The sequence below is a fragment of the Pseudorhodoferax sp. Leaf274 genome, assembly GCF_001422445.1.
In the GTDB taxonomy this organism is placed as follows: domain Bacteria; phylum Pseudomonadota; class Gammaproteobacteria; order Burkholderiales; family Burkholderiaceae_C; genus Pseudorhodoferax.
The window spans coordinates 133,774-151,954 of record NZ_LMNA01000001.1; the positions used below are offsets into that span (position 1 = coordinate 133,774).

Annotated in this window: 14 protein-coding genes; 8 read left to right on the forward strand and 6 right to left on the reverse strand. The window is 70.6% G+C overall.

The features are described 5' to 3' along the window. Positions 1-22 precede the first annotated feature (22 nt). Both ASF44_RS00625 and ASF44_RS00630 read right to left on the reverse strand, forming a co-directional pair. Positions 23-3,073 (reverse strand): GAF domain-containing protein, encoded by a 3,051-nt coding sequence (locus ASF44_RS00625; RefSeq protein WP_082524431.1) that lies wholly within the window; start codon positions 3,071-3,073, stop codon positions 23-25. Between the two features lie 573 nt (positions 3,074-3,646). Then, complete coding sequence (locus ASF44_RS00630; protein ID WP_056897255.1) at positions 3,647-5,446, reverse strand: YbhB/YbcL family Raf kinase inhibitor-like protein; 1,800 nt, start codon at positions 5,444-5,446, stop codon at positions 3,647-3,649. Positions 5,447-5,867: 421 nt separating this feature from the next. Between ASF44_RS00630 and ASF44_RS00635 the strand changes: the two genes are divergently transcribed. Beyond that, the gene (locus tag ASF44_RS00635; protein WP_082524535.1) at positions 5,868-6,827 is read left to right on the forward strand and encodes an alpha/beta hydrolase; all 960 of its coding nucleotides are present in this window, start codon (positions 5,868-5,870) and stop codon (positions 6,825-6,827) included. A gap of 36 nt (positions 6,828-6,863) precedes the next feature. Here the strand turns inward: ASF44_RS00635 and ASF44_RS00640 are convergent, their stop codons facing one another. Continuing rightward, positions 6,864-7,124: a hypothetical protein gene (locus ASF44_RS00640; RefSeq protein ID WP_082524432.1), complete on the reverse strand. Its 261-nt coding sequence runs from the start codon at positions 7,122-7,124 to the stop codon at positions 6,864-6,866. Between the two features lie 364 nt (positions 7,125-7,488). Between ASF44_RS00640 and ASF44_RS00645 the strand changes: the two genes are divergently transcribed. Then, positions 7,489-8,295, forward strand: a complete 807-nt coding sequence (locus ASF44_RS00645) for an exodeoxyribonuclease III (protein ID WP_056897256.1) — start codon at positions 7,489-7,491, stop codon at positions 8,293-8,295. 45 nt (positions 8,296-8,340) lie between these two features. Here the strand turns inward: ASF44_RS00645 and ASF44_RS32480 are convergent, their stop codons facing one another. The 3 genes from ASF44_RS32480 to ASF44_RS00655 form a co-directional block, all read right to left on the reverse strand. Further along, positions 8,341-8,496: a hypothetical protein gene (locus ASF44_RS32480; RefSeq protein ID WP_200930534.1), complete on the reverse strand. Its 156-nt coding sequence runs from the start codon at positions 8,494-8,496 to the stop codon at positions 8,341-8,343. 176 nt (positions 8,497-8,672) lie between these two features. Then, on the reverse strand, positions 8,673-11,483 hold the full coding sequence (locus ASF44_RS00650) for an excinuclease ABC subunit UvrA (protein WP_162243766.1): 2,811 nt from the start codon (positions 11,481-11,483) through the stop codon (positions 8,673-8,675). A 63-nt stretch (positions 11,484-11,546) separates the two neighbouring features. Then, a complete protein-coding gene (locus tag ASF44_RS00655; RefSeq protein WP_056898127.1) occupies positions 11,547-12,485 on the reverse strand; it encodes a LysR substrate-binding domain-containing protein in 939 nt (312 codons plus the stop codon). 168 nt (positions 12,486-12,653) lie between these two features. On the opposite strand from ASF44_RS00655, the gene ASF44_RS00660 reads away from it, so the two are divergent. From ASF44_RS00660 to ASF44_RS30760, 6 genes are all read left to right on the forward strand, one after another. Further along, the gene (locus ASF44_RS00660; RefSeq protein WP_082524433.1) at positions 12,654-13,484 is read left to right on the forward strand and encodes an ABC transporter permease; all 831 of its coding nucleotides are present in this window, start codon (positions 12,654-12,656) and stop codon (positions 13,482-13,484) included. Continuing rightward, a complete protein-coding gene (locus ASF44_RS00665) occupies positions 13,481-14,509 on the forward strand; it encodes an ABC transporter ATP-binding protein (protein ID WP_056897258.1) in 1,029 nt (342 codons plus the stop codon). The genes ASF44_RS00660 and ASF44_RS00665 overlap by 4 nt, the downstream gene beginning before the upstream one ends. A gap of 34 nt (positions 14,510-14,543) precedes the next feature. Further along, positions 14,544-15,620, forward strand: coding sequence for an extracellular solute-binding protein (locus tag ASF44_RS00670; protein ID WP_056897259.1), 1,077 nt, complete (start codon positions 14,544-14,546; stop codon positions 15,618-15,620). Between the two features lie 10 nt (positions 15,621-15,630). Beyond that, positions 15,631-16,452, forward strand: a complete 822-nt coding sequence (locus ASF44_RS00675) for an ABC transporter permease (RefSeq protein ID WP_200930535.1) — start codon at positions 15,631-15,633, stop codon at positions 16,450-16,452. 1 nt (position 16,453) lies between these two features. Beyond that, positions 16,454-17,008, forward strand: a complete 555-nt coding sequence (locus ASF44_RS00680) for a TIGR00725 family protein (RefSeq protein WP_056898129.1) — start codon at positions 16,454-16,456, stop codon at positions 17,006-17,008. Between the two features lie 111 nt (positions 17,009-17,119). Beyond that, complete coding sequence (locus tag ASF44_RS30760; protein WP_082524434.1) at positions 17,120-18,181, forward strand: LysR family transcriptional regulator; 1,062 nt, start codon at positions 17,120-17,122, stop codon at positions 18,179-18,181.

Consider the following 18,181-nt stretch of genomic DNA (forward strand, 5'->3'; position numbering starts at 1 on the left):
CGCGGCCCCTGCGCCCCCCCGATCACCCCGGCATGGCACTGGCCAGGGTCTGCACCCTCTGGCCGAACACGTCCAGGTCGAACGGCTTGGTCAGCACCTGCATGCCGGCCGGCAGCAGGCCGTGGCTCAGGACGGCATTCTCGGCATAGCCGGTGACGAACAGCACCTTCAAGCCGGGGTTGATGACCCGCGCTGCGTCGGCAACGTGGCGGCCATTCATGCCGCCGGGCAGACCCACGTCGGTGATCAGCAACTGCACGGACGGCTCGCTGCGCAGCACCTCCAGCGCCATCTGGCCATGGCCCGCCTCCAGCACGCGGTAGCCCATGTCGTTCAGCAACTCCACCATGAGCGAGCGCACGGGAGCTTCGTCCTCGACGACGAGGACGGTCTGGCCGGCGCCATCCAGCGGCAGCGCCCCGGCTGCATTGCCGAGGTCTGCCTGCGCCGCGGCTTCGCTCTCGTGCCTGGGCAGGTAGATGCAGACCTTGGTGCCGGCGCCGACCTCCGAGTAGATGCGGGCCTGCCCGCCCGACTGCCGGGCGAAACCGTAGACCATCGACAGCCCGAGCCCGGTTCCCATGCCGATGGGCTTGGTCGTGAAGAAGGGGTCGAACGCGCGGGCGATGACCTCCGGCGACATGCCGGCGCCGTTGTCGCTCACGCAGATGGACACGTACTGCCCGGGCAGCATCTCCTGCGCGCCGGCAGTGCGTTCGTCCAGCGCACGGTTGGCGGTCTCGATGACGAGCCGGCCGCCATCGGGCATGGCATCGCGCGCGTTGATGCACAGGTTCAGCAGCGCGTTCTCGAGCTGGCCGGGGTCGGCATGCACGGACCATACGCCGATGCCGGCGATGACCTCGAGCACGACCTGCGGGCCGATGGTGCGCCGGATCAGGTCTTCGAAGCCCCCCACCAGCTGGTTGACGCTGAGGACCTTGGGTTCGAGCGTCTGCTGGCGCGAGAACGCCAGCAGCCGGTGCGTGAGGGCGGCGGCACGCTTGGTGGCGGTCTGGCCGATGTCGACGTACCGCACCAGGGTCGAATCGCCGTCCAGCCGGCGCCGGAGCATCTCCAAACTCCCAGACACCGCCGCCAGAAGGTTGTTGAAGTCGTGCGCCAGGCCGCCGGTCAATTGCCCCACGGCTTCCATCTTCTGCGACTGCCGCAGCGCCGCCTCGGACTTCTGCAGTTCGGCGGTCCGCTCCTGCACCTGGCGTTCGAGCGAACCCGCCAGTTCGCGCAGTTCGCTTTCGGCCCGCCTGCGCTCGGTGGCCTGGCGGGTCCGGTGCGCCACCTCGCGGACCAGCGCCATCTCGTCGGCGGTCCAGGGGCGCGAGGTGGCATGGTTGAGGTAGAGCAGCGCGACCAGGCCGCCGTCCTCGCTGACCGGCATGTTGACCACGGACTGCGCGCTGATGGCAATCAGCGCATCCGCGTTGTCGCGCGTCCTGGGGTCCGTCCGCGCGTCCGCGAACACGACGGTCTGCCCCCGCTTCAAGTCTTCGATGTAGCTGCCGTAGTCGCGGAAGTGCAGCGTGCCCGCCAGCGAGCGGATGCCGGGCGCGTTCCAGTCGCGCTCGATCGTGATGGTCTCCGCCTGCTTGTCGACCGTTCCATAACCCGCCCGGCTCACGTCCAGCGCCTGGCCCAGGGCCTGCGCCGCCCGGTAGGCGATGTCGGCCGGGCCTTCCGCTGCACCAAACACCTCCTGGTCCAGGTGGTCGAGCAGTTCGGCACGCCGCCGCGCCAGCATCACGTCGGTGATGTCGTGCGAGATGCCGGACATGGACACAGGCCTGCCGTCGCGGTCGCGCTCCAGGCGCCCGCTGATGCGCACCCAGGCCATCTGCCCGTCCGGGCGGATGATCCGGTACTCGATGCCGTAGTCCTCGCCCGTGTCGATGGTGTGCGCGACCGCGTTGCGCATCCTGGCCTGGTCATCCGGGTGGACTGCGGCCAGCAGTTCAGCGTACGTGAACGGCAAGGCCGGATCACGGCCGAAATTGCCCTTGCAGTGGGCCGACGCCGACAGCGCCTGCGTGGGCAGGCACAGGTCCCACACGCCCAGGCTGGCCGCGTCCGTCGCCGCGAGCAGCCGGGCTTCGCTCTCGCGCAGCGCCGTCGTCTGCCGCACGCGCTCCACCCACCCCACCGTCCGTTGGCCCACCTCCTTGATGAAGGCGAGGTCCTGCGGCGTCCAGTCGCGCACTTCGGCGTTGTTCACGAAGAACACCGCCACCAGCCGGCCGTCTTCCACCACGGGCATGTTCACGAATGCGCGGGAGGACTTGGCCTCCAGCGCGGCGGCGGCGTGCGCGGTCCGCGCGTCTTCGCGCACATCGCGGATGGCGATGAATTCGTTGCGCTTCAAGCCGTCGATGAACGAACCGTAGCCGCGCAGCGGCGTGGACCCTTCCAGCGTCTCGACGCCGGGCGCACACCAGTCCTTCTCCACCTCCAGCGTTTCGCGGTGGGGGTCGATGCTGCCGAAGCCGACCCGGCTCGCACCCAGCGTCGTGCCCAGCATCTCCGATGCCATCAAGCCGATCTGCGCGGCCGTCTTGCCGGCGCCAACGGCATCGGCAAGCTCCGCAAGCCTGTCGCGCTTGAACTGTGCGGCCACCCGTTCGGTGGAGTCCACGCCCGTCACGAATATTCCCTCCACCCGGCCCTCGGCATCGCGCAGGGGCTGGAAGACGAAGTCGACGAAGCGTTCGTCGACAGGGCCGCCCGGGTGGGTCTTCACTGCATAGCGGGCGCTGTCCGCCGCGTAGGCCACGCCGCTTCGGTACACGCCGTCCAGCAGGTCCAGGTAGCCCTGCTCGACCGCATCGGGCAAGGCCTGTGCGACGGTCTTGCCGATGACCTCGCGCTCTCCGACGAGCTTGAGGTAGTTCGGGTTCGCCAGCGCGATGACGTGCCCCGGTCCGCGCAACATCGCCATGAAGCCGGGCGCCTGCTCGAACAGACGCGCGAACTCGTCCGGGTCACCGGTCACGGTGTGGACGGGGCCGGTGCCATGAACGTCCGAACCGACGCCATCGTGCAGCACGGGGCGGTCCGTCATCGGGCATCGCCCGCAAGGCGCGTGGTCGCAGCGGCGGCGACACCGCACGCCGCATGCGTTTGCCTCTCAAGGACAACGACGTGGAAGATCAGCTGTTGCATGGCCTTGGGAAGGAATGGGCGTGCGATGCATCGCCGCCTCTCGGGGCAGTCTACCAGCGGCCCTGCCATCCATCCGGGGGCTGGACGGTAGCGCCAGGCCGGGCCGCCCGCCCCGCGCTGCGCCTTGTCCATGCCGTTGGCTGCCATGCCATCCCAGCCCTGGAAGTCGTCCTACATACGGATACATCTGCCGGTTGAAGAATCATGACGCGCATCCCGCGCGGATTTCAACCTGGTCCAAGGACACCCATGCGCGAATGGCCCTTCAAAGTGCAGCCAGCTGACAGTTCAGCTCCCGCCGGCCATCCCGGCAGCCAAGGCATCGGCAGCGCTGCGGTGGCGCCCACCCTGCCGCAGTCCCACGGGCTCGGCAACGGGGGCCGTGCCGACGCCCCTCCACAGACCTTCGACCGACCCACGCGCGCAACGTCCGGCTGAACGCCCCCCGAGCCGCAGCCCGGGCATGGGCCCCTCACTTCAGGGGCCGCTGCTGTTGCTGGAACGTGCCCACCAGTTCGCCCTTGGCCAGCACACGGCCGCGCATCGCTGCCAGCAACTGGTCGCGCTCCGCACCGGGTGGCACATCGAGCATCGTGTCGAGCGCGAAGACCTGGAAGTGGTAGCGATGCGGCGGGTCCATGACCGGTGGCCGCGGGCCGTAGTAGCCGGGCGACCCCCGCGTCGTGGCACCTTGCACCACCCCCTCGGGCTCGGTCAGGCGCAGCTGTTCCTGCAGTCCCTCGGGCATCTGGTTCACACCCGCCGGGATGTTCCAGGCCAGCCAGTGCACGAAGGGCGTGACGGGTCTGGCGTCCGGGTCTTCCACGATCACCACGTAGGACTTCGCACCGACCACCGGGCTCCAGCCGAGCTGAGGCGAAACACCGTCGGCATATTCGCTGTGGCGCAGCGGGATCGCCGCCAGCGGCGCGAAGCTGGACGATGTCACCTGCAGTGCGGCGGCGGCGCGTGTCTCCTCGCGGTCGCGGGCGAGCGGCACGCCGCTTCCGCGCATGGCCTGTGCGCGCATGGGTTCGGCCGGCGGCGTGCCCGCAGCAGCGGTGCTGGCGTTCCGGCCTTCATAGGCGATGCGGTAGACCACGCCATTGGCATCGTCCGCCATCAGCAAGGCACCGTCCCGGGCCACGGCCAGGCCTACCGGCCGGGCGATGTGGGTCTTGCCTGCGTCGGTCAGGAATCCCGTGACGAAGGGCTCGATCTTCTGAGGTTGGCCATCGGCAAAGCGGATGCGGACGATCTCGTAGCCCGACGCAGGGTTGCGGTTCCACGAGCCGCGCATGGCCAAGAAGGCGTCGCCCGTGTATTCGGCCGGGAACGCGCCACCGGGGTAGAACAGCATCTGCATCGGGGCGGCATGGGCCGTGTAGCCCAGCACCATCGGCGTGCTGAGGGCCAGCCACTGTGCCTTGCCGATGTCGCCCACCGGCGTGCTCTGCGGGTTCACGCCATCGGTGCCCCAGATGTGCGGCCAGCCGTACTGCTTGCCGCGCTCGATCCTGTTCAGTTCCTCGGGCTGCACGTCGTCGCCCAGGAAGTCGATGCCATGGTCCATGCCCCACAGCGCGCCCGTGCGCGGCTCCCAGGCAAAGCCGATGGTGTTGCGCAGCCCGCTGGCGAAGATGGTCCGGCTCTTGCCGTCGGGCGAGATGCGCAGCATGGCCGCGTTCTCGGGGTTGGATTCGTTGCAGGCATTGCAGGTCGAGCCCACGCTCAGGTAGAGCATGCCATCCGGGCCGAAGGCCATCGTGCGGTTCGGATGCTGGCCCGAGTCCGGCAGGTCGCCCAGCAGCATTTCCAGCGGCCCGAGCAGGCCGTCCGGGCGGATCGGCGCCTTGAACACTTCCTTGACGGTGGCAAGGTAAAGATGGCCGTCGTGGATCGCCAGCCCGTGCGCGCCGGCGCGGTTGGCCACGATGACGCCCGGGCCATCGGCCCGGCCATCGCCGTCCTGGTCACGCAGCATGACCACATCGCCCTGGTCGCGGCGACTGACATAGACCGTACCGTCGGGAGCCACGGCCAGGATGCGCGCGTTCTTCAGCCCCGCTGCGAACACCGACACGCGAAAGTCGGGCGGCGCCTGCAGGGCGCGCACACGTGCTTCGGTGGCATCGACCTTGGCGGGCTTGAACACGTTGGTGCGGATCGGAACGTCCGTGCCATCACCCTGTTGGGCGAATGCTGCGACCGGGCCGAGCGCCCCCAGACCGAGCATCACGGCGCACAGGGCTCCGCGTTCGAGGGGCTTCATGAAATGGTGGACGGCAGGGTTTGTCATCGTCCAAGTCTTCGGGCTGGGCGGCGCACGGACTGTCGGCGCGACGCCTTGGTCGCCGTAGGCGAGCCGGCGGCCCTCCGGGCGGCTGCACATCGACGCGGCATCCTGCGAGACAGACGGCGCCGCGTCTGACGTCCGGCGCACTGCCGCCGACCGTACAACGAACTGACGGGTCTTCGCCGGACGAAGCATCCCCTCACCCACATCTCCGATCTTTCCGAAATACCGATCCAACAGGAGCCATCCAGTGAACCGCACTTCCATCGCTACCGCCATCGTCACGCTGGGCACTGCCCTCGCACTCACCGTCGCCCATGGCGCCGAGCCAGGAGAGCCCGGCAAGGTCTCCACAGCCATTGCCAAGGCAACCGCGGCCATCCGTGCCGACAAGGACATGAAGGCCGTGCTCGACGCCCATGCCGGCCTCAAGCCCAAGGCCATCGAGAAGATCTCGGTGGAAGAGGCGCGCAAGCAGCCCACCCCTGCCGACGCCGTGAACGTGGTGCTGCGCGCCAAGGGCATGCCGACGGCACCCGAGCAGCTGGTGCCCGGCGTCGAGAGCCGCGACACCACGGTCAAGGGCGCGGCCGGCGACCTGCCCGCGCGCATCTACACGCCGCAAGGCGCAGGCCCATTCCCCGTCGTCGTGTACTTCCACGGGGGCGGCTGGGTCATCGCCGACAAGCAGGTCTACGACGGCGGCGCGCGCGGGATCGCCAAGCAGGCCAACGCCATCGTCGTGTCCGTGGATTACCGGCAGGCCCCCGAGAACAAGTTCCCGGCCGCATGGGACGATGCGCTGGCCGCCTACAAGTGGGTGCTGGAGAACGCAGCGTCGATCAAGGGCGACCCCAAGCAGGTGGCGCTGGCCGGCGAAAGCGCTGGCGGCAACCTGGCCGTGGCGACCGCCGTCGCCGCCCGCGATGCAGGCCTGCAGAAGCCCGCACACGTGCTGGCGGTCTACCCGGTCGCGCAGACCAGCCTGAACACCGAGTCTTACATCGAGAACGCGCTGGCCAAGCCCCTCAACCGCGCCATGGTCAAGTGGTTCGTGGGCCACCTCACGACCTCGGAGGAGCAGCTCAAGGACCCGCGCCTGAGCCTTATCGATGCGAATCTCCAGGGCCTGCCGCCGGTGACGATCATCAACGCTCGCATCGACCCGCTGCGCAGCGACGGCTCCAAGCTGGAGGATGCGCTCAAGAACGCCAACGTCCCGGTTGAGCGGCGCAGCTACGAGGGCGTCACCCACGAGTTCTTCGGCATGGCCGCGGTCGTGCAGAAGGCGAAGGATGCGCAGCAGTACGCGGGCGAGCGCCTGCGTGCGGGCTTCAACGCGCGGTCGGTCCAGTGACAGGAACTGCCGGCGGCCACGGCCAGCAGCCGCCGGCTATTTATTCTTCGCCTTGCTCTTCGCGGCCTTGGCCACCTGCATGTTGTCGACCAGGTTCGGGTAAGGCCGGCCTGCGGCCTTGGCATGCCGCTTGGCGGTGGCCTTCTGCGCCGGCGTCAGGTGCGTGCTCTCCTGGCCCTTGGCGGTGCGAGGGTTCTTGCGTTTCCAGGGCTCCTTGTCGGTGGCAGACGCGCGTTGCGCGCCAGCCTTGGTCGCTTGCCCGCGCGACGACGCTGCCCTGCTCTTGCTGTCCGACATGGTGTTCTCCGGGTGCTGGCGGAACGTTCCGCGCTACGCCAGCATGGCTTGGCACGTCGTACCCCAAGACCGGACCGCGCCGCTTGTGGCTGCGGGAGAGCGCCGACGCCACGCAGACGCACAACCGCTCGCATGGCCGACAGGCCCTGCCTCCCGGCACCTACAGCCCCGCAGGGGGGCTTGCCGGATGCTCTGCGCATCGATTGGGAGGAAACGATGCGAAAGATGATTCTGATGGCCGTGGCCGGCTTTCTGTGGAAGAAGTTCAAGGCGCACCAAGCTGCCAAGACCACCGGCGCCCGGTACCGCCGCTACTGACGGAGAAGAACGGCGGGCGGCCTCCGCCCTGCCCCGCGCTGGCCCGATGCGTGTCGCCACCTGGAACATCAACAACGTCGTCAAGCGGCTGGACCTGCTGCTCGACTGGCTCGGCCGTTCCCAGCCGGATGTGGTGGCGCTTCAGGAGCTGAAGACGCCCACGGCCGACTTTCCGTCCGGGGCGCTGGAGGCTGCGGGCTACCAGAGCCTCGTGGTCGGCCAGCGCGCCTGGAATGGTGTGGCGCTGCTCGCGCGCGGACACGCGCCCGTGCCTGTGCTCGCCGCGCTGCCGGGCGACCCGAAGGACAAGGATGCACGGTACCTGGAGGCCGCGATCGACGGCGTGCTCTTCGCCGGCCTGTACCTGCCCAATGGCAATCCGCAGCCGGGCCCCAAGTTCGACCACAAGCTGAGATGGATGGAACGGATGCGCCTGCGGGCCGAAGCGCTGTGGAACTCTGGCCAGCCCGTCGTGCTCATGGGCGACTGGAACGTGGTGCCCACCGATGCCGACATCTACAAGCCCGACACCTGGCGCGACAACGCGCTGTTGCAGCCCGCACCACGCCAGGCCTATGCCGCGATCCTGTCGCAGGGCTGGACCGATGCACTGCGGGCAGCGCATCCTGGCGAGACGGGCTTCACGTTCTGGGACTACCGCCGCAAGCGCTGGCCCCGCAATGCCGGCCTGCGCATCGACCACATCCTGGTCAGCGCAGCACTCAAGGTTGTCGACGCCGGCGTGGACCGGGAAGAGCGCGGGCAGGAGGGCGCCAGCGACCATGCGCCGGTGTGGGCCGAGGTGCGCACGGCCTCACACAAGCCCAGGCGCGCGAGGCGCGCGAGGCGCTGAGCGGCCTCGCCTGCGCGGATGCGTGCCACGCAGACGTGCTGCGGATCAGGCCGTCACGCCCAGCCCAACGCCGTACAACACCGCCAGCAGCACCACCGCGGCTACAGCCCCTGCGACGATGAACATGCGCTTGTTGGCAAAGCGGTTGCGGCTCGACGAGGTGGGCACCGCGCCGGTATCTGGTTGGTTGTTGGCAGGCATGGGGACTCCTTGGATGGCATGCATGTTCCCATCGAGACGCCGCCAGTGCGGTAGGACAACACTGCCACTGCTGGAGGGACGACAGCGGGTCCGGCCTCAGGCCACGCACCACCGGTCGACCGGCACCCTTGGCCGTGTCCCATCGGCAAGCCAGTGCGGGGCGCGGCCGCTGGTTGCTACAAGCCCGGTTCGCCCGCCAGGGCGCGCGCCAGGTACCGGGCGGTGCGGCTGTCCGCCTCCCGCCCTGCCACTTCGGCGGGTGTGCCGCACGCCACCACCTGGCCGCCGGCCGCGCCCGCGCCGGGGCCCATGTCGATGACCCAGTCGCAGGCCGCCGCAACGCGCATGTCGTGCTCCACGACCACCACGGTGTTGCCGGCCGCAGCCAGCCCGTCCAGCTGCACCAGCAGCCGGTCCACATCGGCAGGATGCAGGCCGGTGGTGGGTTCGTCCAGCACGTAGAGCGTGTCGCCACGCTGCAGGCGCTGCAGCTCGGTGGCGAGCTTGATGCGCTGGGCTTCGCCACCGCTGAGCTCGGTGGCCGGCTGGCCCAGGCGCAGATAGCCAAGGCCGATGTCGCGCAGCAGCACCAGGGGGCGCAGCACCGCGGGTTCGTCCGCGAAGGCCGCGCAGGCGCTGTCCACCGTGAGCGCGAGCACCTGGGCGATGTTCAGGCCGTTCCACTGGATCTGCAGTGTGTCGGGGTTGTACCGCGCACCGTGGCAGTCCGGGCACGGCGCGTACACGCTGGGCAGGAAGAGCAGTTCCACGCTCACGAAGCCTTCGCCTTCGCAGGTGGGGCAGCGCCCCTGCGCCACGTTGAAGGAGAAGCGCCCCGGCCCGTAGCGCCGCCGCCGTGCGGCCGGCGTCGCCGCGAAGAGCTGGCGCACGCCATCGAACAGGCCGGTGTAGGTGGCCAGGTTGGAGCGCGGCGTGCGGCCGATGGGCTTTTGGTCCACCTGCACCAGGCGGCGGATGCCCGCCAGGCCGCCGACGAGGCGGCCTTGCAGGGGGGCGCCTGCAGCGTCGTCGGCGGCACCGGGGTCGTCGTCCTGCAGCGCGTGCTGCGACGGCGCGCGCGACGCGGCGGGGTCGTTCTCGCCGTCCGCCACCGCATCGGGCGCCGCCGGCGCCGCGCCAGCGGACGGCGTGCCAAGCGCAGCGGCCACCAACGCCACCAGCGCCTGGCTCACGAGGCTCGACTTGCCCGAGCCCGACACACCGGTCACCGCGGTCAGGCAGCCCACGGGGAAGGCGGCGTCCGCGCCCTGCAGGTTGTGGCGGACGATGCCTTCGAGCCGTAGCCACTGCCCCGCCACCCGCGGCGCCCTGGGCACGGGCCGCGGCGCCACGTCGGCCGCGGGAAAGAGGTAGCGCCTCGTCTGCGACTGCGCCACGTGCGCCAGCCCGGCCGGCGGGCCGCTGTAGAGCACCTCGCCGCCGTGGGTGCCCGCGCCGGGGCCCACGTCCACCAGCCAGTCGGCGTGGCGCATGGCGCCGAGGTCGTGCTCCACCACGAAGAGCGAATTGCCCGCCGCCTTGAGCCGGTGCAGCGCGTCGAGCAAGGCCTCGCCGTCTGCGGGATGCAGGCCTGCCGAGGGCTCGTCCAGCACATACACCACGCCGAAGAGCTGCGAGCCCAGTTGCGTGGCCAACCGCAGGCGCTGCAGCTCGCCCGACGACAGCGAGGGCGTGGCGCGGTCCAGCGTGAGATAGCCCAGGCCGAGCTGCGCGAGCGCAGCGATGCGTGCGCCGATCTCCTGCGCCAGCCGCTGCGCGGCCAGCACCTTCTCGGCCGAGAAATCCGGCGTGCGGCGCACGTCCGGCGCGGCGGCGTGCGCCGAGCCACCGGCCGCCACCCGGCTGGCGGTGTGGGCCCGGTGGCTGCGCGCACCCGCGCGGCCGGTGCCGGCGGCGCGCCCCGCCTGTCCTTCGCCGAGCCGGCCTTCGGCCGCGGGCTGCAGCAGGCGCGCCACCTCGTCCAGCGGCAGCCGCCCCAGGGCGGCGATATCGTGCCCGGCGAAGGTGACCGACAGCGCCTCGGGCTTGAGCCGGCGCCCGCCGCAGGCCGGGCACGGGCTGCCCACCAGGAAGGCCGCCGCGCGTTCGCGCATGCGCGCGCTCTTGCTGTGGGCGAAGCTGTGCAGCACGTGCCGCCGCGCGCTGGTGAAGGTGCCCATGTAGCTCGGCGCCGTGCCCGCCTTGCGCGCGGCCTTCGCCTCGTGGCGGTCGAAGCCCACGTAGACCGGCACCACGGGCTGCTCGTCCGTGAACAGGATCCAGTCGCGCGTCTTCTTCGGCAATGCGCGCCAGGGCAGGTCCACATCGTGGCCCAGGGTGGTCAGGATGTCGCGCAGGTTCTGCCCGCCCCAGGCGGTGGGCCAGGCGGCCACCGCACGCTCGCGGATGGTGAGGCTGTCGTCGGGCACGAGCGAGCGCTCGGTGACCTCGTACACGCGGCCCATGCCGTGGCAATGCGGGCAGGCGCCTTCGGGCGTGTTGGGCGAGAAGTCTTCCGCGTACAGCATGGGCTGGCCAGGCGGATAGTGGCCGGCGCGCGAATACAGCAGGCGCAGCAGGCTGGAGATGGCGGTCGCGGTGCCCACGGAAGATCGGGCCGTGGGCGTGCCGCGCTGCTGCTGCAGCGCCACGGCCGGCGGCAGGCCGTCGATGCGGTCCACGTCGGGCGTGCCGGCCTGGTCGATCAGCCGCCGCGCGTAGGGCGCCACCGATTCCAGGTAGCGGCGCTGGGCCTCGGCGTACAAGGTGCCGAAGGCCAGCGACGACTTGCCCGAGCCCGATATGCCCGTGAAGACGACCAGCGCGTCGCGCGGGATGTCGACATCGACGTTCTTGAGGTTGTGCTCGCGTGCGCCCCGCACGCGGACGAAACCCTGGGGCGGGTGGGAAGGAGTCTTGGGCACCGGCGCATTGTGGGGTGCGCCTGCGGTGGGCCATGTGGGATGCGGCGACGTCCCGTCGTGCATGCCTGCGAGGCGACCGCGTGGCCGCTCTTCGCCCGCCGGTTCGCCCATCCGGGCACCGGCCGTTCAGGCGGACACAGGCGCCCCCTTGCCCGGCAGGCGCAACTCGCCCTGCGACCCGGCCGCCTGCGCCAGCAGCCATCCGCGGAATGCCGAGAACGCAGGCAGGTGCAGGCGGTCCGGCCGGAAGCACAGGTAGTGGCCCTGGTCCACGGCCACCGACGTGCCGCAGGGGCTGTGCAGAGACCCGTCGGCCAGCTCGTCCTCGACCAGCACCCGCGGGACGATGCCGACACCCAGGCCGCTGCGCGCTGCCTGGATCAGCGCCGAGTACTGCGCAAAGCGCGGCCCCGCGGCGACCTGCGCCTCGGGCACGCCGTGCTGCGCCGCCCACAGCGGCCAGGCGCTGGGCGCCTCCTCATGGTGCAGCAGCGTGTGGCCGAGCAGGTCCTCTGGCCGCAGGATGCGGTGCTGGCCGCCGGCCAACGCGTCGGACGCGATCAGCACGAACTCGCGGCCCGCGATGTACTCGGCCACCACGCCGGGCCACTCGCCCGGGCTGTAGCGGATGGCCGCGTCCACCTGCGGTGGAATGCCGTCGGACGGGTCCAGGTGGCGGCTGAAGCTCAGCGTGATCTGCGGGTGGTGGCGCCGGAACTCGGGCAGGCGGGGAATCAGCCAGCGCGTGAGGAAGGTGGGCACGCTGGCCAGCGTCAGCAGCCCCACGCCGGCGCCGCCCGAGCGGGCCTCGTAGGTCGCCGTCTCGATGGCCCGCAGGCTGGCCGCGATCTTCTGCCAATAGGCCCGGCCCGCCGGGGTGAGCTGCACGCCGCGCCCGTGCTTGGCCAGCAGCGTGACGCCCAGAAAGGCCTCCAGCGCGGCGATCTGCTTGCTGACTGCGCCGACGGTGATGCACAGCGCCCCGGCGGCCTGCGTGAGCGTGGCGTAGCGCGCCACGGCGTCGAAGGCCAGCAGCTCCTGGATGGTGGGGCAGTTGCGTTTCATGGTGGGGGAAAACTTGAGCAGAACATGCGGGACATTTTCCATCTGCTCAACAGAAGTCATCCGAATGTCACCTCCCGCACCGCATTCCCTCTCTAGAATTCCTGCACATTGAACTTCAGGGCCGTCGCGATCGGAAAGTATTGCGGGGCCCGCAGATGGACGGGAGACATGGTTCGCGGCATTTCCCTGGTGTATGGCCTGTACCTGCTGCTGCCGATGGCGCTGCTGGCGATCGGCAGCTTCGGCCAGAGCTGGACCAACAGCCTGCTGCCCTCCGGCTTCACCGGCCAGTGGTACGCGGACCTGTGGGCCGATCCCTCCTTCCGCAAGGCTTTCACGAGCAGCCTGACGGTGGCCCTGTCCGCCTGCGCCATCGACGCCGTGCTGGCGCTGCCGCTGGCCTATGCGCTGTACCACGGTGCGCGCCGCGGCCATGCACTGGCGGCCCGCATCGTCAGCGCCATGCCGGTGGCGGTGCCCGCCATCACGCTGGGCTTCGGCTACATGATCGTGTTCAACACCGACGCCATGCCCTGGCTGGGCAGCACGCCGCTGCTGGTGGCGGCGCATGCCATCGCCACCCTGCCCTACCTGACCAACACGCTGCTGACCGACCTGCGCCACCTGGGGCTGGAGCGGCTGGAGCAGGCCGCCGCCACGCTGGGCGCCACCGAGTGGCAGCGCTTCACCGGCATCGTGCTGCCCAGCCTGCAGCAGAGCCTGCTGTCCGGGCTGGTCATGGTGGCCGCGCTGTCCATCGGCGAGTTCAACCTGTCCAACCTGCTGGCGGGCTTCCAGAACCGCACCTATCCGGTGGTGCTGCTGCAGGCCTTCTACGGCGCCACCGGTTTCGCCTGCGCCGCCACCGTCGTGTTGCTGCTGCTGGCCTGCGTGGCCGCGCTGCTGTCCTCCTCCGCGCTGCGCAAGTCCTCCGGAGCGCCGTCCGGCGGCCCGGAGGTGCCCGGCACCGCAGCGCACCGCGCGAAGGGATCCCCATGAGTCTCGTCTTCGACCACGTCAGCTACCGCTACCCCGGCAGCACCCAGGGCCTGCACGACATCTCGTTCGAGGTCGGCAGCGGCGAGCTGGTCGCCGTCATCGGCCCCAGCGGTTCGGGCAAGTCCACGCTGCTCAAGCTGGTCGCCGGGCTGGAGAGCGGCCACAGCGGCCGCATCGCGCTGGCGGGGCAGGACATGGCCGGCACGCCGGTGCACCAGCGCGGCATCGGCATGGTGTTCCAGAGCTATGCGCTGTTCCCGCACCTGTCGGTGCAGGACAACGTGGCCTACGGCCTGGCACTGCGTGGCCAGCCCGCCACGCAGCGGCGTGCCCGCGCGCGCGAACTGCTGGAGGTGGTGGGCCTCGCCGAGCACGCCGGGCGCGCCGTCACCCAGCTGTCGGGCGGCCAGCAGCAGCGCGTGGCGCTGGCCCGCGCGCTGGCCATCGACCCACGCGCGCTGCTGCTGGACGAGCCGCTGTCGGCGCTGGACGCCGGCGTGCGCGGCCACCTGCGCGACCAGATCCGCGCGTTGCAGCGGCGCTTCGGCGCCACCACGCTGCTGGTGACGCACGACCAGGAAGAGGCACTGACCATGGCCGACCGCGTGGCCGTGCTCAAGGACGGGCGCCTGCTGCAGATGGCCACGCCCCGTGAACTCTACGAACGCCCCGCACAGCGCGCCGTGGCCGAGTTCGTCGGCCTGTCCACCCTGCTGCCGGGCCGGGTCGCGGCGCCGGATCGCGTGGACGTGGGCTTCGCCGTGCTGGCCGCGCCCACCGGCCAGCGCGCCATCGGACAGGCCGTGCACGTGCTGGTGCGGCCCGAGCACGTGCAGGCCGACCCGCCGCCGGGCACGCCGAACCGCCTGGAGGGCAGGCCCGGCGCGGCGCGCTACCTGGGCGCGCTCACGCGTTACGACTTCGAGGTGGCCGGCGCGCCGCGGCCGTTCCTGGCCGACGGCCGCACCAGTGCCACCGCAGCCATTGCCATTGCCCCGCAATCCATCCGCCTGCTCGACGAGTGAGCACCCCCGCATCTTCGACCCAAGGAGTCACCGCATGCAACGCAGACAACTGATCCAGGCCGCCAGCGCGCTGCCGCTGGCCGCCCTCGCCGCCCGCACCCACGCCTTCGACGGCGCCGAGCTGTACGCCGGCGAGAAGGCGCTGTACGAGGAGGCGCGCAAGGAAGGCATGTGCGTGTCCTTCGACACCGGCCCGGAGTGGGCCAACTGGAAGTCGCTGTTCCGCGATTTCAAGAAGCGCTATCCCGAGATCGAACTGACCTACAACGACCTGGGTTCGGCCGCCACCGTGGTCGCGCTCGAGAAGATGCGCCGCCGGCCGCAGGCCGACACGGCCTACTACTTCGCTGCCTCGGCCGTGGATGCGGCCAGGAAGGATGTCGTCGCGCCCTACAAGCCCATCCACTTCGACCAGCTGCCCCCCGTGTTCCGCGAGGAAGAGGGCAGGTGGTTCACGGTCCACACGCTGAACATCGCGTTCCTGGTCAACAGGAAACTCGTCAAGAACGTGCCCACCAGCTGGGCCGACCTGCTCAAGCCCGAATACAAGGGCGCGGTGAGCTACCTCGATCCGCGCAGCACCGGCGTGGGCCAGGTGCTGGTGTTCGCCGCGGCCTATGCCAACGGCGGCAGCGTGGACGAGATCAAGCCCGGCACCGACTTCCTCGGCCGCCTGCACGCCGCGGGCAACGTGCAGCGCGTCGAAGGCACCACGCCCTATGCCAAGTTCCTCAAGGGCGAGATCCCGGTCTGGATCAGCTACGAGAACGATGGCCTGAAGGCCAAGCACGTGGACGGCATGGGCGACGCCTGCGAGGTGGTGATCCCCAAGGAGGCCAGCGTGGCCGCGCCCTACGCGATCAGCCTGGTCAAGAACGGCCCCAACCCCAACGCCGGCAAGCTGTGGCTGAACTTCATCATGAGCAGCGCCGGCCAGCAGCTGTTCGCGCAGGGCTTCGTGCGGCCTGCCGTGCCGGGCATCCAGCTGCCCGCCGACGTGGCGGCCAAGATGCCGGCCGCGGCACAGATCCGCCCGCTCGACGTGGTCAAGGCCTCGGCACGCAAGGCCGAGGTGGACCAGCTGTGGGCGCAGGCCACGCTGTCGCGCTGACCGGCCCGCCATGATCCGCCGCTTCGGCGCCTGGCCCGCCTGGGCCTTCATGCTGGTGTTCTTCGCGCTGCCGCTGGGCGCGTTGCTGCCCGAGGCGCTGGGCGATGGCGGCGGCGCGTTCGCGCGCCTTCTCGCCAATCCGCTGCTGCCGGGCGCGCTGCGCAACACGCTGGCGCTCGGGCTCACGGCCGGGGCGGTGTCGGCCCTGGTCGGCACGGCGGTGGCCGTCGAGCTGGCTCGCCAGCCACCGGCGCGGCGGCGCTGGATGATGACGCTGCTGAGCCTGCCGCTGGCCTTCTCGGGCCTGGTGATCGCCTATGGCTTCATCCTGGCCTTTGGCCGCGCCGGCTTCGTCACGCAGCTGCTGGCCGGCCTGGGTGCCGATCCGGCGCGCGTGGGCAGCTGGATCTACGGCGCCGCGGGGCTGGGCCTGGCCTACGCCTACTACCTGGTGCCGCGCGTGGCGCTGTCGCTGTACCCGGTGTTCGTGAACCTGGACCTGCGGCCGATGCAGGCCGCACGCACGCTGGGCGCCACGCGCTGGCGCGCCTTCCGCGACACGGTGCTGGCCGAGGTCGCGCCCTCCGTGCTGTCCAACGCCTGCATGGTGGCGGCCATCGCCATGGGTACCTATGGCACGGCGCTGGCACTGGTCGGCACGCAGCTCAACATCCTGCCGCTGATGCTCTATGCGCAGGTGGGCGATGGCGGTTCGGATTTTGGTGTGGCGGCGGCCTTGTCGCTGCTGCTGATGGCGCTGTGCGTCACCGTGATGGGATTGGGAGATGCGATTGCACGCAGAAGAGAACGGGGTGGCGCAGCCGCCCACTGACATGGACGCCACGCACTACCCCGCGCCGCTCGCCGAGGCGTTGCAGCGCCTGGCAGAACGCCAGCGCGGCCCGCAACGCCTGGTGCGGCCGGTCGGCATCATCGGCCCGGGCGACGGCGACGCACAGGTCTGCGCGGCTGCGCGCGAGGTGGCCTGCGCGCTGGCCCGGGCCGGCATGGCCATCGTCTGCGGCGGCCGCGGCGGCGTGATGGCGGCCGCATCGCAGGGCGCGCGCGAAGGCGGGGGCATCGCCATCGGCATCCTGCCGGAGGAGGACGAACGCAACGCCAACGCATGGCTCAGCGTGGCGATCGCCACCGGCATGGGCGAGATGCGCAACGCGCTGGTGGCGCGCAGCGCGCTGTGCCTGGCCGCCATCGGCGGCAACATGGGCACGCTGTCGGAGATGGCGCTGGGCCTCAAATGGGGCACGCCTGTGTTCGTGCTGCACGGCGATGTGGCGCTGCCCGGCGCCGTGCAGGTCGCCGACGCGCAGGAGATGCTGGCGCGGCTGGTCGATGCGCTGCTGGGCATGCAGCCAGCGGCACGGACCTGAGGGCCGTGGACCAAGCCGGTGGGCCTTGGCGGACCTGGCCGGCGTGGACCGTTCCATGGATCCGGCCGGCGCAGACTTCGGGCCGTGGACAATGCCCGTGCGAGGTCTGGCATGGAAGTGGGTTCTGAACAAGTCGGCACGGCCGGTGGCCGAAGGAATGCGTCGCAGCGGCTGATGGCGGCGCTGCGCTTTCGCCAGCTGGAGCTGCTCAGCACGCTGGCCGACACCGGCAACATGCGGGCGGCCGCCCAACGGCTCCACATGACCACGGCAGCCGTGAGCAAGGGCCTCAAGGACGTCGAGGCGCTGTTCCAGCAAACGTTGTTCCATCGCCTTCCCCGCGGCGTCGTGCCGACCGCGGCCGGTGCGCTGGTGGTGCAGCGCGGCCGCGTCCTGCTGGCCGAGATGGAGCAACTGTCCGACGAGCTCGCCTCGCCACTCCGGCCGCTGCACGAGCGGCTGAAGATCGGCGCGACGCCGTTCCTTGCATGGACGCTGCTGCCGGGCGTCCTCGCGGACCTCGCGGGCGCGGGCCAGCTGCCGGGCCTGCTGCTGATCGAGGGGCGGCTGGCGGACATCTCGCGCCAGCTCGAGGCCGGCGAAGTGGACGCCCTCATCACGATGGACACCCCTTCTGAACTCGGCAGCCTGTCCAAGCAGGGGTTCACCATCGAGCGGATCGGCCTGGAACAGTGGCGCGTCGTGTGTTCGCCCCGGCACCCCCTCGCCGCCCGGAACACCCGCAAGAGCGCCCCGCTGAAGTGGGTGGACGTGGCGCAGGAGCACTGGATCCTGCCGCCCCGCCCGACCCATTCGCGGATGATGCTGGAACGCGCGCTCGAGGACCACGCGCTGCCCGCGTTGATCCCGTTCATCGAGACCATGAACGCGGTCACGCACCTGCAGCTGGCCGAACAGAACCTGGGCCTGACGCTTGCGGCGCAGGGCACGCTGGCCGACCGGCTGCAGCGCGGGGTTCTGGTGGAACTGACCATGGAGAACCTGCCGCCGCCGGTGGCCATCGTGATGGTGTACCGCCGCAGCGGCAACTACCGCGCCCGGCTGGCGGGACTGGCTGCCGCCGCGCAACGGGCGAGCAATGTCCCGACTGCGGTACCCGGAATGCCGAGCGCGTCCAGCAGGAAGTTGTCGGCACGGAAATCCCGCGCGTAG

Coding starts and splice junctions, on each gene's coding strand:
- ASF44_RS00625 (WP_082524431.1), bottom strand. CDS start 3,073: ATGACGGACCGCCCCGTGCTGCACGATGGCGTCGGTTCGGACGTTCAT.
- ASF44_RS00630 (WP_056897255.1), bottom strand. CDS start 5,446: ATGAAGCCCCTCGAACGCGGAGCCCTGTGCGCCGTGATGCTCGGTCTG.
- ASF44_RS00635 (WP_082524535.1), top strand. CDS start 5,868: ATGAAGGCCGTGCTCGACGCCCATGCCGGCCTCAAGCCCAAGGCCATC.
- ASF44_RS00640 (WP_082524432.1), bottom strand. CDS start 7,124: ATGTCGGACAGCAAGAGCAGGGCAGCGTCGTCGCGCGGGCAAGCGACC.
- ASF44_RS00645 (WP_056897256.1), top strand. CDS start 7,489: ATGCGTGTCGCCACCTGGAACATCAACAACGTCGTCAAGCGGCTGGAC.
- ASF44_RS32480 (WP_200930534.1), bottom strand. CDS start 8,496: ATGCCTGCCAACAACCAACCAGATACCGGCGCGGTGCCCACCTCGTCG.
- ASF44_RS00650 (WP_162243766.1), bottom strand. CDS start 11,483: ATGCACGACGGGACGTCGCCGCATCCCACATGGCCCACCGCAGGCGCA.
- ASF44_RS00655 (WP_056898127.1), bottom strand. CDS start 12,485: ATGAAACGCAACTGCCCCACCATCCAGGAGCTGCTGGCCTTCGACGCC.
- ASF44_RS00660 (WP_082524433.1), top strand. CDS start 12,654: ATGGTTCGCGGCATTTCCCTGGTGTATGGCCTGTACCTGCTGCTGCCG.
- ASF44_RS00665 (WP_056897258.1), top strand. CDS start 13,481: ATGAGTCTCGTCTTCGACCACGTCAGCTACCGCTACCCCGGCAGCACC.
- ASF44_RS00670 (WP_056897259.1), top strand. CDS start 14,544: ATGCAACGCAGACAACTGATCCAGGCCGCCAGCGCGCTGCCGCTGGCC.
- ASF44_RS00675 (WP_200930535.1), top strand. CDS start 15,631: ATGATCCGCCGCTTCGGCGCCTGGCCCGCCTGGGCCTTCATGCTGGTG.
- ASF44_RS00680 (WP_056898129.1), top strand. CDS start 16,454: ATGGACGCCACGCACTACCCCGCGCCGCTCGCCGAGGCGTTGCAGCGC.
- ASF44_RS30760 (WP_082524434.1), top strand. CDS start 17,120: ATGGAAGTGGGTTCTGAACAAGTCGGCACGGCCGGTGGCCGAAGGAAT.